Genomic DNA, 12,311 nt, shown 5'->3' on the forward strand with positions numbered 1-12,311 from the left:
GATGAAAACAGGAAAAGTATATATCGCAGGTGCAGGTTGTGGAGATTTTGAATTGATGACATTAAAACTCAAGATGTTGATTGAAGAAGCAGAGTGTATTATTTATGATCGTCTTGTTAATAAGGAAATTCTTGCGTTAGCACCCAAAAGTGCCGAACTTATTTATTATGGTAAAGATAATTGCGAAGGCGGCCTTATCCAAGAAAAAATTAATGCAACATTAATCGAAAAAGCCAAAGAGGGCAAGAATGTTTTACGCCTTAAAGGAGGACACCCTTTTGTCTTTGGACGAGGTGGGGAAGAGGCCTTGGACTTAGTAGATGCAGGCATAGAATTTGAAATTATTCCAGGTGTTACTTCTGCTATTTCAGTACCCGCTTATGCAGGCATTCCTATAAGCCATAGAGGTATCAATACATCATTTCATGTTTTTACAGGACATAGTAAAGATGATGGAGAAAAAATTGACTTTGAAACAGTATCCAAGCTGAGTGGCACTTTAGTTTTTTTAATGGGTATTAAAAATATAGAGATGATCACTTCAAATCTTGTAAATTTTGGAAAAATATCATCCACACCTGTTGCAGTAATTGAAAATGGATCGACATGTCATCAACGAACGGTTGTCGGAAACCTAGAAACTATTTCAAAGATTGTTGAAGAAAATCATATTCAGTCACCTTCTATCATTATTATAGGTGATGTAGTAAATTTACGCGAAAAACTTGCTTGGTTTGAGCATAAAGCATTGCACGGGCATAAGGTTCTGGTAACATCAGAAAAAACCCAAGCAAAAGTGACTTCACGGTTGGTCCGAAGTTTAGGTGGAGAGAGTGTAGAATGTCCTTTTTTTACATTAGATAAAAAATCGTTTACTATTCCAAGACTTATTAATTTTGATACTGTGCTCTTTACAAGCCCTCAAAGTTTACATGCTTTTTTTGAAAAAATAGAAGATATACGCCAGTTACTTCATTTGCGTATTGGTGTGGCCGGCGAAAAAACTAAAGAAGCATTAAACACGTATAAATTACAAGCCAATATTTATTCGAACAGCTATCGCACACAAGAGTTGCTTAATCTCTTAACTGAAAAAGAAGAGAAAGTACTTTTAGTCAGATCTACCTCAATTTCAGCAGAACTTGCTGTATATTCTCAATCTATTACTGAACTTGAGACCTATTATGTTGATAAAGTTTTGCGAAGTGATGAAGAAGTAATTGCTTATATCAATGATGTCGATATTATCGCTTTTCCTAATGCATGTACGGTTAAAACATTAATAGATAGTGTAGGGCGTGAAATATTAGCCACCAAATTAATTATTGCTTCAAATGAAAATACAGCATTAAAAATCAAGTCTTATGGTTTACATGTAAACGCTTTTGGCAATGGTGAAATCACAGAAGAAACATTTAAAACATGCATGGAAACAGAGCATTGTATCAAAGGGAAAAAAGATGGTGTGGTTAATCGGAGGAACAAAGGATTCACGCATTCTGCTCGAGCAGCTAGTTGAATATCACGACCAGTTTATCGTGAGCATTACTACGAGTTATGGAAAAAAACTTTTAGAAAATTATAACGTTAAAATTATTGATAAACGTCTCAGTAAAGAAGAAAAAAAAGTATTGATAGAAAATGAATGTATAACTTTAATTCTTGATACGAGCCATCCTTATGCGGAAGGAATTTCGCATAGTGCTATGGAAATAGCAAAAGAGTGTGGTGTTGAGTATTTACGCTTTGAGCGCAAAAATCTTGAATATGAGGGTGCTAAACATTTTGAGGATATTACGTCATTGGTAGACTATATTAATCTTACATGTAAAGGTGAAAAAGTGCTGAGTACGTTAGGCATAAAAAACTTGGAAGACCTTCAAAAAATCAAGGATCAAGAAAACCTTTTTATTCGTCTTTTACCCGTCGTTATATCAATACAAAAAGCAGAAACTTTGGGTTTTTTAGCCAAAAATATTATCGCGATACAAGGACCTTTTAGTAAAGAGTTTAATACTGCAATAATTAAAAACTATGGGATACAATATCTTATAACAAAAGAGAGTGGTGATGAAGGAGGAGAGATGGAAAAAGTTTTAGCGTGCAAGGAAGAGGGAGTTCAACTTTTAGTACTAAAACGTCCTTTTATCAATTATCTAAAGACATGGGACTCTCTTCAAGAGATTGTTGACGAATTAAAGTGTAGATTGAGTTTATGATGCGCTATATTTGGAGCTATTATCAAAATCACTTATCATTGTTTTATACAACGGTGGCCAGTACTTTTCTTTTAGCTTTTTTGGATATTTTATTTCCTTATATTGTACAATTAATGATATCTGAGGATTTCATTGCTTCCAATGGAATGAAGATGACATTGATGTTTTTACTTTTGGGTGGGATTATTATTTTACGCTCACTTGCCGTATGGGTACGGAACTATTGGGGAAGCTTGCTTGGGATAAATGTTGAATTCGATATGCGCAATGATTTGTTTAAGCATATCAATACGCTTTCCTTTTCGTATTTTGATAACACCAAGACGGGTTCATTAATGTCTCGAGTGGTGAGTGATATCGCTGAAGTTTCCAAAGTTGTTACGGAGATTCCTAGAGATTTATTGCTTATTCCTATTACGTTAATTGGGGCCATTGGTGTGATGCTTAGCCTTAATTTAAAACTGGGAATGGTTGTACTGTTATTGATGCCTGTTTTGATTTTCTTTACATACTATAAAAACACCAAGTTACGACATGCGTATATGTCCTCAAAGCGTAAAATTGCACATCTAAACGCTCAGTTAACAGATAGCTTTGAAGGCATTCGTGTCGTTCAAGCGTTTAGCAACGAAGCCCATGAGATGCATAAGTTTAAGCAGAGCAATCAAGCCTATAAAGAGATGACAGCCAAAGCGTTTAAGGCATTGGCAGACTTGCGAAGTATCAGTAACTTTTTCTCGGGAGCCTTGCAAGTTATCATTATCGCTTATGGTATTTACCTTGTGCAGTACGAACACATGTCTATAGGTGTACTATTTGCCTTTGTCCTTTATATCGATCGTTTTATGCGCCCCATTCGAAATTTTATCTCATTGACAGAGGTTTATCAAAAAGGTTTAGTTGGCATGGATAGGTTTCAAGAGTTGATGCAAATAAAGAGCACTGTGCGAGATGATGCAAAAGAAGAGATGGAATCCGTTAAAGGGCATATCGCCTTTAATAATGTAAATTTTACATATGAAGAACAAGGGGAAGGTATTTTAAAAGATATCAATTTTACTATCACTCCTCAAGAGCATATTGCATTAGTGGGAGGTACGGGTAGTGGTAAAAGCACCTTGTGTGCGTTGATTATGCGTTTTTATGAGCCTCAAATTGGCTCCATAAAGATTGATGGTAAGGATATCAAAGAGGTGTCTGTTAAGTCATTAAGAAGGCAAATCGGCATTGTACAACAAGATGTTTTTTTATTTAATGGAACTATCAAAGAAAATATTTTATACGGACGTTTAGAAGCAAGCGAAGAAGAGGTCATAGCAGCCGCTAAAAAAGCAAATATTCATGAATTTGTGATGGGATTAGCAGAGGGGTATGAGAGTGTTGTTGGGGAGCGTGGGATAAAACTTTCAGGTGGTCAAAAACAGCAACTTTCTATTGCCCGTATCTTTTTAAAAGATCCGGCTATTTTGATTTTAGATGAAGCAACCTCTGCCCTTGATAATATCACAGAACATTATGTGCAAAAATCACTTGATGCCTTGGCTCAAAATAGAACGGTTATTACCATCGCTCATCGATTAAGTTCAGTGAAAAATGCATCAAAGATTTTGGTCATGAAGAATGGAAGGATTGCAGAAGAGGGGACACATAAAGAATTACTTTCTTTTAATGGGGTATATCAAACACTGCATGACTTACAGTTTCGGGAAGGAAAAGAGCGTTAATGAAAAAAGCAATTTGTATTGGTGCAACGAAATCTAATGATGGTAAAACACTTCTAACAACGGCACTCTTGCACCATTTCAAGAAAGATGTATCAGCGTTTAAATGTGGACCAGATTATATCGATCCACAGTTTCATGATGCCATTACAGGAGGCCATAGCGTCAATCTTGATGGTTATTTGATGAATGAAGAACAACTTCGATGGACATTTGAGCATTATCATCACAACTCTTTCGCAGTTATCGAAGGTGTCATGGGTTTTTACGATGGCATGGATAAGGGTGCTAGTGCGTACGATGTGGCAAAATCTTTACACGTTCCAAGTGTCATTGTCGTGGATGCCAGTGGAAGCTATATCACTATTGCCGCGGTCATCAAAGGATTGTTAACCTTTAGAGACGATCATACCATCAAAGGAGTGATTTTAAATAAAGTTAGTTCATCCATGCATTTTTCACTTTTAGAAAAAGTAATAGAAGAAGAATTGCCTCACATCGCCGTTCTTGGTTGGATAAAAAAAGACCTCATTACTTTAGAATCAACGCATCTAGGGCTTGATCTCGAACATTTGGATAGGGAGCTTTTAGCACTCGTTTCAAAAGAAGTTTTAGAACATATCGATTTGGAGCTTCTGATGAGTTTAGCTACGTTTGAGCCTTTACATGTAAAGATTTATCCATTTGAAAAAATACCAAAAATACCACAAAAATTAGCCATCGTTCATGATGCAAATTTCTCTTTTTTATACCATGATAATGTAAATTTTTTAAAAGAGGTCTTTGATGAGGTTGTGATGGTATCTGCTGTGAATGACGAAAAATGTGAAGCAGATGTTTTATATATCCCTGGAGGGTATGTCGAAACCAAAGAAGCGTATAAACGCATCGAAAATTCTCACACCTTTAAACACAGTGTGCTAGAGCATGCAAAAAACAAGCCAATTTATGGTGAGTGTGCAGGACTTATTTTTCTTGGAAAAAAGATTGATGAAAAACCAATGCTTGGGCTTTTAGATGTTGAGTTTAGTTTGCAAAAACGTTTTAAACGCATGGGGTATTATGATGCTGATTTTGATGGCATAAACACCAAAGGTCATGCTTTTCATTATAGTAGCCCCCATGATTTAGCAAACGGATATTTTCCTCTAGTTAAAAGAGATAACGGAGAGAATGGCGTATGGAAAAAAGATAAAGTATTTGGAACTTATTTACATACTTTTTTTAGAACGAATCCCCATTTGATCAAACAATATTTTAGTTAATATTTTTTAAAGTAAAGTGGCATTATGAATAATAAAGATGAAAAAATTTGTCCATTGTGTGGAGAACGTAATGCTTGTCAGGTTGGAACTTCAAATCAATGCTGGTGCCATACTATTAAAGTGCCACAGGATTTATTAGACAAAATACCGCAAGAGAAAAAAGGTAAAGCTTGTATTTGTTATTTGTGTATTAAAGAATATTTACAACATCAAAAAATAAAATAGTAGACTAGGACTAAAAATGACATACATGCCTCTTTTATTTTCTCTGGAAGGAAAAAAAGTTTTGTTGATAGGTGCTGGTGCTATTGGACAACGAAAATTGGAAAAACTTTTGAATTATACTAGCTCAATTACTATTATGACAAAAGAGTGTTCTCACTCAATGAAAAAAATCATACATGAAAACAAGCTAATATTAATTACTAAAAGTTATGAACCAAATGATGTAAAAGACTATGATATTATCATAGCCACTATCGATAATCTTGATCTTCAAAAAAGCATCTATCAAGAGGCTAAGAAGTACTCAAAGCTCTATAACTGTGTTGATTTCCCAGAATATTGTGATTTCATGTTTCCTTCTATTGTACAAAAAGGAGATTTACAAATAGCGTTTTCAACAGGAGGGTATTCTCCTGGATTAGCAAAAGCGTTACGTGCGTTATTTGAGAGGATTATTCCTGATGCTGTAATTCCATTTTTAGAGGAAATGAAAGTGTTACGAAAAATGCATCCGAAAGGAGAAAATAGGCAAAAAATTTTTCATGATAAAGTTAATGTATTTGTAAAACAGCACTTTATAATGCCTACTAATGGAGAAGATTTAAATGGCAAGACCCGTTAAATACGATTTAATAAAAATACTTGATGATGCAATGGAACTTTTTTGGGAAAAAGGGTTTGAAAATGTATCAATTGTAGACTTGATTCTACATACAGGTATCAATCGAAGTACAATGTACTCTTTATTTTCAGATAAAGAGGCGTTATTTAAAGAAGCACTCCATCACTATTATGCAAAAAGAGCTTCAATGATGATAGGAATATTGCAAACGAATACCGGTAAAAAAGGTGTAGAACTATTTTTAGGTAAGTTCATTTTTCGTGAAGAATTTAGAGCTTGTCTTTTTAGCATCTGTATGGGAAAAGGCGACTTTATGCGAGAAGAAGTATTTGATGTTCCAAAGAAGTTTTTTTTAGATTTAAGACAGCAACTTGAAAAAAATTTAATGGATGCCTCTGCAAATGGTGAATTTAATGGTAATGCAAAAGCAATAGCACTTACCATCGTAACTATATAGTTCATGGCTTTAGCATTCATGGTAAATATAACCACCAAAAAGAAGATGGCGAATTAATTATACAAACCATACTAGCACTGCTCAAATAATCACACAACTCCTAACTAAGTTTAAATTATCTTAAATAGTATTTTGGAACAAATATTCCAGAATACGTGATTATCTACTTTTACTCCACAAGTTACCTATATATTTTCATTATAATCTTCAAATATAACAAAGAAGGAAGAACAAATGAAAGTTTTAGGAGTATCCGGCTCACCGATTAAAAATAGTAATAGTGATCGTGCTTTGCAAGCTGTGCTCGACGCAATTGGATTGGAATCAGAATTTATTAAATTATCAGACTATACCGTTGGACCATGCAACGCCTGTTTGGGATGCGTGACAACGAATCGTTGCGTTATAAAGGATGATGGAAATACATTGTGCGATAAAGTTAAAGAAGCGGATGTTCTAGTGGTATCAGGATTTACTCCCTATTCAACATTAGATTCAAGAACAAAAGCCTTTATGGAGCGGCTCTACCCTTTGCGCCACAACAATGGATATTTGGCCGGTAAACTCGGTGCTGCTGTTATTACTTCGTGCGTAACTGCACCAAGTGAAATGTTGCCTCCTGCTGCACAATTGGGTGCAAATGCTATTCATTATTTTATGATGGAAGAAGGAATGAACTTTGTAGGATCACTTCTAGTCCACGGTAATGTCCCTTGTGTTAAGTGTGGGAATGGCGATGTATGTCAAATGTCTGGATTTAAAATGCTCTATGGTGCTGAGGCTACGGTTGATTCTGTGGGTATTCATGCGTTTGAAAATCAACTAGAAATCATACAACAAGCAAAAGATTTGGGAAAAAAACTACGAGAATCATTAGTATTTTAAAGGATTATATATGGATAACATTACATTTTTAAAGAGAGGATTTTTTGAAAGAGTTTCAGGAAAACCTGCAACACATGAGCCTAAAGATAGTAGTTGTTGGGGATATTTAGATGGGAAAATTTGTATTGACCTAAATAAGGCTGATGAATTAAAAATACGTGGTGGTGCAGTTCGTCTTGAAGGGAAAAGCCTTCCTTTAAGAGTGTTGGTAATACAGAGTAAAAGTGGAGAATACAAAGCATATCAAAATAAATGTACACATATGGGAAGGCGGTTAGATTTAGTGCCTGGTACGGATACAGTGCAATGCTGTAGCTTGAATAAAGCGACCTTTGATCTTTATGGAAATAAACTTTATGGTCCTGTTTCAAAATCTATCAAGTGTTATACTGTGATAAAGGAGGATGACAATCTTATAATTTCAATTTAAAATCATTACTTTAGGCGTAGGTGGACGGTGTATAAAACTTGTCTCAAAATGATAAAAAAATTAAAAAAGGAAAATAGTATGATCACAATACCAGATAATGTAGCAACTTTGCTCAATGACGACGGAGCATCAAAAGTTTTAACAACAGTAGCTGAAGACGGTGTACCACACTCTATTGTTGTAGGCAGCATCATGGCGCCAGATAGTCAAACAATTTGTGCAGCTGAAATATTGATGAAAAAAACTGCTAAAAATCTAGAGACCAATAAAAACATCGCAGTTTTATGTCTTAAAGGAACAGAGTCTTATCTTGTAAACGCTACTGTCGTTGAAAGACAAACTGAGGGCGAGTTATTTGAGAGCGTAGCTGCGCAAATGAAAAAAGCAGGATTACCAATGAGTGCTTTATGGATATTTAAACCAACAGCTATATTTGATCAAAGTGCCGGAGAAAATGCTGGTACACAAATCGCATAATCAATACAATAAATTTTAGAGGATGTATACTATGAGTTCATTTCAAATTGATTTTTTAGGTATGTCAATTATGAATAATACACCTGTTCACTTTTTTCTTTCAGGGATAATGATAGGTTTATTCGTTTGGGCAACATTTTTTGCAAATGAAGAGCAAAAAGTAAAAGCAGTAAAAATAATGAAAGTTTGGTTTGCTTTGGTCTTGTTATCTGGATGTTACGTGTGGACGCTTGTTCCTTTTAGCATTCCATTACTCATCAAAAGCGTTGGTGGAATATTCTTGTTTTGGTTTATGCTACAAATTGTTAAAGATCCAACAAGTAAACCATTTTGGGGTCTTGCTGTGCTTACAACAATTGTCGGTCTAGGGTTAGCATTCACTGTTATTTAAAGCACAGAAAATTTATAATAAAAGAGTTTCCCTATAATTTTATATTGAAGCTATAAACCTTTCATCTTTTCATAAACGAAGAGTGAGACTATCGATTTAAAATAGATAGTCTCTTTAAATAATCTTAAGGTATTGTCTTTTGTCATACGAATAGCAATATTAAACGTATTATTAAAAACATATGCTTAATTTAGGATTTAGTGTAAATTTATCATTTATAAAATTGAACTTCGTCTGCTATTTGGTTCTTTTTTTACGTGTTTGTCGTGAGTTTTAGCCCTTTTTTCATTTAAAATTTTCATCATTTCCTCATGAAAAATAAAGTGATCTTTGTTGGCTTTATTTTTGAGGCGCTCTTCAATCAAAGGGGGCAAGCTCTTTAGCCTCTTCTTTGTCATAACACTCTTGTAATATCTTATACTCCGCATAAGGCAGTAAAACACATTGAGGAATTTCTTTTTCATCGGTGATAATCACACTTTGAATTTTATACGAAGCCACTTTGTCTAAGATTGTCCATAGATGTCGTTCAAACTTGACACGGGTGGTGGTGAGAAACATAACATAATCCAGTAATGCCTTTTCTTCCTGACGGCGTTGTGCACGCTGTTTGGATTCCTCTTTTTCAATCTTGTATAACCAGTAGGCTACAGCCATCATAAATAGGCATATAATCGCTTTCCCTAGTGTTGTTTCACCCATTATTTCTTCTCCTTTATTTGCCTTAAATAATAGACCCATAGAGCCAACGCGGTTACGAATATCATTGTTGGTGTTATTTCCATTATATTTCTCCTATTTTCTCCATGCCGAAAAAAGCCATCGAGTGCTTTTACGTATCGTTTGTATCAGCTGCATCTGTTGAAGGATGCGTTTTGCGGTGAAATAATCCCATAAGAGCCAAGCAAGTACCATGACCACCAAAGCAGCATAGATTGAAACAAAGCAGAGCATGTATAAGGCAACTGCATAGATTCCTGCTACAAGAGTGGCAAAAGGGTATTTAAACACCTTCACATCCCAAATCCTAACAGCCCAATACCATCCTAACCAATAAGCAGGTATCAGGATTATCATTACAAGTATGAGTCCTAGAATAAGTGCGATACCACCTCCTGCTTCTTCATTGTTAATACACCACTGTGGTCCATAATTATCGGACATAGCTTTTTCTCCTTCTTAAAATAAACGATCCAGCCATTTCTTCACCCAAGGATGATGACCAAATAGCACAAGCCCTAAAGCAACTATGCCTAAGAACACACAATAGAGTAAAAAGACAACCATCTCTGTTTTCATCCCTGGTTCATAGAGCACGTAAGAGCCCAAAAACAAGAACAGTGCTAGTGCACTGTTGTTAAACATTAAGACTCCTCTTTTAGTGCTTGAATGGGATGGCTATCAGCAGCCACTAAACGCCTAAACTCTTTAAGCGCACTCTGTAGCATTAAGTCCTCTTTAGCTTCTCTTTGTTCATGATAGTTAGAGGAGATAAAAAGTATCCAGAAAATAAAGAGAGCTGGCCACACTAGCGCAAGGGTAGGGAAATCAAAGCAGCTCATATCTTTTTCTCCTCTTTAAGACTTTCATAAAGTTTTCGGGCTATGGTTTTAGCCAATAGAACATCTTCAATATGTGCTTGCCTTCTCTCTAAGCGGTGTAATATCCCGTATACAATAGCGCCAATACTGATTCCCACGATAATGGTGATTAGAAACGGTGTGTTAACACAGATGAGATGGTTTAAATCCATCATGCTTTCTCCTTTTTTTAGGCATAGTTTTATCCTTGTTTTTTTTCTAAAAACCTGTTTTTTTAGACAGAACTAGGGTAGGGTGGTTTTTACATAATGCTCAAATGGTTAGGAAATATTCCCTTAAAGAATAAGGGCTAAGAAGGCAGTGATCCACGAGGGAGATGCGAAAAGAAAAAAGCTTGGTATCTAAAAAGCACCATGGTTTTACAAATGAACTTGATGGTTAAACACATGGTCTTTTACTCCTTTTTTCTTTTTTTACACATCATATTATAATCCTAAAATAATGCAAAGTCAAGCGGGTAAATGCCGATAGAATAGGGCTTAGATGCATTGTTGAGCGCTTTGATTTTTGAATAATTTTAGCTATAATGGCGCACGCACGCACTCCTGCTAAGAGAAATTTAAGCTCTTTTTTCATTTTTTCAAAAGGGTATCATTTAAATTCTCTTGTTTTTTATCACCTAAATCGTAAGAGGGTGTTATAACACTATGATAAAGCCCATGGCTTTTTACCCAATCGTATAAACACTTTTCACAAATATCCATGTTGAGTCTACTTATATCTTCCAATAAGGCACCGTCATACCCAAAGGTATGCTCACTGTGTATCAACTCTTTATGCAAGCTATTACTTTCATAATGTTCACCACAGACATCACACCGTATTTGGTTTAAGACATCCACTTCTTGTAACTCTTTTTTAAAATAATGCATGAGCTCTTCTTGCTACAGAGCATGCACAAGATGCACAATAAACTCAACACTAATGACAAACAGTGCATAATGATGCTCTCTAGTAATCAGTTTTCGCTCGTTTATTTTTTGTTTCATGTTCGTATTCTCCTTGTGTTTTAGTACAGTAATTATAAAATAAATTCGAAAAAAATACAAGAGCCTAAATATTTAAATAAATACAAAGAATAATTATAATATAATTATATAAGCATAAAAAGCACTAAAAGTCAAGCAAGGAAAACCATGGAGCGAGAAAAACTCAATACACTTTTTAAACACGCAGGCCTCAGTAAAAAAGAGTTTGCTCAAAAGCTATCAATGAATTACCAAAGTGTTAACCAATGGGAATCTACCCAAAACGCTCCTTTATGGGTATGGTCTTGGTTAGAGAACTATGCTAAAGCGAGAAAGTTTGATGAAATGATGGCATTAGGGAAAAGTATGGAGGAGGGTAAGCGATAGATTTCTTTATTGCTCGTCGTCTGTCAATAATACTATTAAAGCTTTTTATAGAACACAAAATCCCATATTAATGCAAAATGCTTTGATGCTTTAAAAGCTGAAGCGAATAGTTATAAAGAATATTCATTTATAGTAAAAACATTATTGAAAAACAAAGAAATTCTATAACAAAACCTAGCAGTGAACGCATGGCGTCACTGAAGTAAAACATTAAATGATAAAACTACTATCACATCATAAAAAATCATAACTCTCCTTATGTTGTATTAACTACACTCTGCGGTTGTAGTGACCGAAAACTCAGTTGAATATAGTCTGCACTTTTATAGCATTGCATCGTGCTTGATAGAAGCTTTCTATCCCCTTTGAGAGCGAAGGTTGGCGCGTTATGTAACGTAATGTACATAAATGATACGCGTGTAGGCTATGCGCGTAACACCTAATAGCTAATTTGTAGCTATATAACAAGAATAGTAAAATAATAAGATAGTGAAAGTATAGCATGTAAATAAGTCTCTCTTTGCCTTTTTACCGTTTTGGTATAGAAATAAAAATGCGTTTATAAAGATAATAAATGCTTATTGGCGGGCTTTAAAACAAAAAAAATACAATCACAATTTATAATTATTCAATACTAAAATTCAATTATTTTTTCAACGTTTT

At 34.9% G+C, this 12,311-nt stretch carries 18 protein-coding genes; 12 read left to right on the top strand and 6 right to left on the bottom strand.

The genetic code is table 11. The features are described from left to right. The first annotated feature begins 1 nt into the window (after position 1). From cobA to SJPD1_RS07680, 11 genes are all read left to right on the top strand, one after another. Complete coding sequence (gene cobA / locus SJPD1_RS14930) at positions 2-1,519, top strand: uroporphyrinogen-III C-methyltransferase (RefSeq protein WP_025344697.1); 1,518 nt, start codon at positions 2-4, stop codon at positions 1,517-1,519. Further along, the gene (gene cobK / locus SJPD1_RS07635) at positions 1,461-2,219 is read left to right on the top strand and encodes a precorrin-6A reductase (RefSeq protein ID WP_025344698.1); all 759 of its coding nucleotides are present in this window, start codon (positions 1,461-1,463) and stop codon (positions 2,217-2,219) included. The genes cobA and cobK overlap by 59 nt, the downstream gene beginning before the upstream one ends. Before the next feature lie 113 nt (positions 2,220-2,332). Beyond that, entirely contained in the window at positions 2,333-3,943 is a 1,611-nt protein-coding gene (locus SJPD1_RS07640; protein WP_238098880.1) for an ABC transporter ATP-binding protein, read from the top strand. Next, positions 3,943-5,205: a cobyrinic acid a,c-diamide synthase CobB gene (locus SJPD1_RS07645; protein WP_025344700.1), complete on the top strand. Its 1,263-nt coding sequence runs from the start codon at positions 3,943-3,945 to the stop codon at positions 5,203-5,205. The genes SJPD1_RS07640 and SJPD1_RS07645 overlap by 1 nt, the downstream gene beginning before the upstream one ends. 24 nt (positions 5,206-5,229) lie before the next feature. Then, positions 5,230-5,430, top strand: coding sequence for a cysteine-rich CWC family protein (locus SJPD1_RS07650; protein WP_025344701.1), 201 nt, complete (start codon positions 5,230-5,232; stop codon positions 5,428-5,430). Positions 5,431-5,446: 16 nt separating this feature from the next. After that, positions 5,447-6,052 carry a precorrin-2 dehydrogenase/sirohydrochlorin ferrochelatase family protein gene (locus SJPD1_RS07655; RefSeq protein ID WP_025344702.1) on the top strand — a complete coding sequence of 202 codons (606 nt, stop codon included), beginning with the start codon at positions 5,447-5,449 and terminating at the stop codon, positions 6,050-6,052. Continuing rightward, the gene (locus SJPD1_RS07660; RefSeq protein ID WP_096046653.1) at positions 6,036-6,509 is read left to right on the top strand and encodes a TetR/AcrR family transcriptional regulator; all 474 of its coding nucleotides are present in this window, start codon (positions 6,036-6,038) and stop codon (positions 6,507-6,509) included. The genes SJPD1_RS07655 and SJPD1_RS07660 overlap by 17 nt, the downstream gene beginning before the upstream one ends. A gap of 234 nt (positions 6,510-6,743) precedes the next feature. Beyond that, positions 6,744-7,394, top strand: a complete 651-nt coding sequence (locus SJPD1_RS07665; protein ID WP_025344707.1) for a flavodoxin family protein — start codon at positions 6,744-6,746, stop codon at positions 7,392-7,394. A gap of 10 nt (positions 7,395-7,404) precedes the next feature. Further along, a complete protein-coding gene (locus tag SJPD1_RS07670) occupies positions 7,405-7,824 on the top strand; it encodes a Rieske (2Fe-2S) protein (RefSeq protein WP_025344708.1) in 420 nt (139 codons plus the stop codon). 78 nt (positions 7,825-7,902) lie between these two features. Then, entirely contained in the window at positions 7,903-8,301 is a 399-nt protein-coding gene (locus tag SJPD1_RS07675) for a pyridoxamine 5'-phosphate oxidase family protein (protein ID WP_069478041.1), read from the top strand. A 31-nt stretch (positions 8,302-8,332) separates the two neighbouring features. Then, the gene (locus SJPD1_RS07680; protein ID WP_210394346.1) at positions 8,333-8,692 is read left to right on the top strand and encodes a hypothetical protein; all 360 of its coding nucleotides are present in this window, start codon (positions 8,333-8,335) and stop codon (positions 8,690-8,692) included. 357 nt (positions 8,693-9,049) lie between these two features. On the opposite strand, the gene SJPD1_RS07685 is transcribed toward SJPD1_RS07680, so the two are convergent. The 6 genes from SJPD1_RS07685 to SJPD1_RS07710 all read right to left on the bottom strand — a co-directional run bounded on the left by SJPD1_RS07685 (position 9,050) and on the right by SJPD1_RS07710 (position 11,165). After that, on the bottom strand, positions 9,050-9,394 hold the full coding sequence (locus tag SJPD1_RS07685) for a hypothetical protein (RefSeq protein ID WP_025344711.1): 345 nt from the start codon (positions 9,392-9,394) through the stop codon (positions 9,050-9,052). A 93-nt stretch (positions 9,395-9,487) separates the two neighbouring features. Next, complete coding sequence (locus SJPD1_RS07690) at positions 9,488-9,856, bottom strand: hypothetical protein (protein ID WP_025344712.1); 369 nt, start codon at positions 9,854-9,856, stop codon at positions 9,488-9,490. Positions 9,857-9,871: 15 nt separating this feature from the next. Further along, positions 9,872-10,057: a hypothetical protein gene (locus SJPD1_RS07695; RefSeq protein WP_025344713.1), complete on the bottom strand. Its 186-nt coding sequence runs from the start codon at positions 10,055-10,057 to the stop codon at positions 9,872-9,874. After that, a complete protein-coding gene (locus SJPD1_RS07700; RefSeq protein ID WP_025344714.1) occupies positions 10,057-10,254 on the bottom strand; it encodes a hypothetical protein in 198 nt (65 codons plus the stop codon). The genes SJPD1_RS07695 and SJPD1_RS07700 overlap by 1 nt, the downstream gene beginning before the upstream one ends. Beyond that, the gene (locus SJPD1_RS07705; protein WP_025344715.1) at positions 10,251-10,448 is read right to left on the bottom strand and encodes a hypothetical protein; all 198 of its coding nucleotides are present in this window, start codon (positions 10,446-10,448) and stop codon (positions 10,251-10,253) included. Before SJPD1_RS07705 ends, SJPD1_RS07700 begins: the two co-directional genes overlap by 4 nt. Before the next feature lie 417 nt (positions 10,449-10,865). Next, on the bottom strand, positions 10,866-11,165 hold the full coding sequence (locus SJPD1_RS07710) for a hypothetical protein (RefSeq protein WP_025344716.1): 300 nt from the start codon (positions 11,163-11,165) through the stop codon (positions 10,866-10,868). A 264-nt stretch (positions 11,166-11,429) separates the two neighbouring features. Between SJPD1_RS07710 and SJPD1_RS07715 the strand changes: the two genes are divergently transcribed. Further along, positions 11,430-11,648 carry a helix-turn-helix domain-containing protein gene (locus SJPD1_RS07715; protein WP_025344717.1) on the top strand — a complete coding sequence of 73 codons (219 nt, stop codon included), beginning with the start codon at positions 11,430-11,432 and terminating at the stop codon, positions 11,646-11,648. Positions 11,649-12,311: the final 663 nt, after the last annotated feature.

This window comes from Sulfurospirillum diekertiae, assembly GCF_002309535.1.
GTDB lineage: Bacteria > Campylobacterota > Campylobacteria > Campylobacterales > Sulfurospirillaceae > Sulfurospirillum > Sulfurospirillum diekertiae.

Excerpts from the sequence above, each read along its gene's own strand:
- SJPD1_RS07650 (WP_025344701.1), top strand. The coding sequence starts at position 5,230 with ATGAATAATAAAGATGAAAAAATTTGTCCATTGTGTGGAGAACGTAAT.
- SJPD1_RS07655 (WP_025344702.1), top strand. The coding sequence starts at position 5,447 with ATGACATACATGCCTCTTTTATTTTCTCTGGAAGGAAAAAAAGTTTTG.
- SJPD1_RS07645 (WP_025344700.1), top strand. The coding sequence starts at position 3,943 with ATGAAAAAAGCAATTTGTATTGGTGCAACGAAATCTAATGATGGTAAA.
- cobK (WP_025344698.1), top strand. The coding sequence starts at position 1,461 with ATGGTGTGGTTAATCGGAGGAACAAAGGATTCACGCATTCTGCTCGAG.
- cobA (WP_025344697.1), top strand. The coding sequence starts at position 2 with ATGAAAACAGGAAAAGTATATATCGCAGGTGCAGGTTGTGGAGATTTT.
- SJPD1_RS07705 (WP_025344715.1), bottom strand. The coding sequence starts at position 10,448 with ATGATGGATTTAAACCATCTCATCTGTGTTAACACACCGTTTCTAATC.
- SJPD1_RS07695 (WP_025344713.1), bottom strand. The coding sequence starts at position 10,057 with ATGTTTAACAACAGTGCACTAGCACTGTTCTTGTTTTTGGGCTCTTAC.
- SJPD1_RS07685 (WP_025344711.1), bottom strand. The coding sequence starts at position 9,394 with ATGGGTGAAACAACACTAGGGAAAGCGATTATATGCCTATTTATGATG.
- SJPD1_RS07700 (WP_025344714.1), bottom strand. The coding sequence starts at position 10,254 with ATGAGCTGCTTTGATTTCCCTACCCTTGCGCTAGTGTGGCCAGCTCTC.
- SJPD1_RS07690 (WP_025344712.1), bottom strand. The coding sequence starts at position 9,856 with ATGTCCGATAATTATGGACCACAGTGGTGTATTAACAATGAAGAAGCA.
- SJPD1_RS07640 (WP_238098880.1), top strand. The coding sequence starts at position 2,333 with ATGATATCTGAGGATTTCATTGCTTCCAATGGAATGAAGATGACATTG.
- SJPD1_RS07710 (WP_025344716.1), bottom strand. The coding sequence starts at position 11,165 with ATGCATTATTTTAAAAAAGAGTTACAAGAAGTGGATGTCTTAAACCAA.
- SJPD1_RS07670 (WP_025344708.1), top strand. The coding sequence starts at position 7,405 with ATGGATAACATTACATTTTTAAAGAGAGGATTTTTTGAAAGAGTTTCA.
- SJPD1_RS07715 (WP_025344717.1), top strand. The coding sequence starts at position 11,430 with ATGGAGCGAGAAAAACTCAATACACTTTTTAAACACGCAGGCCTCAGT.
- SJPD1_RS07675 (WP_069478041.1), top strand. The coding sequence starts at position 7,903 with ATGATCACAATACCAGATAATGTAGCAACTTTGCTCAATGACGACGGA.
- SJPD1_RS07660 (WP_096046653.1), top strand. The coding sequence starts at position 6,036 with ATGGCAAGACCCGTTAAATACGATTTAATAAAAATACTTGATGATGCA.
- SJPD1_RS07680 (WP_210394346.1), top strand. The coding sequence starts at position 8,333 with ATGAGTTCATTTCAAATTGATTTTTTAGGTATGTCAATTATGAATAAT.
- SJPD1_RS07665 (WP_025344707.1), top strand. The coding sequence starts at position 6,744 with ATGAAAGTTTTAGGAGTATCCGGCTCACCGATTAAAAATAGTAATAGT.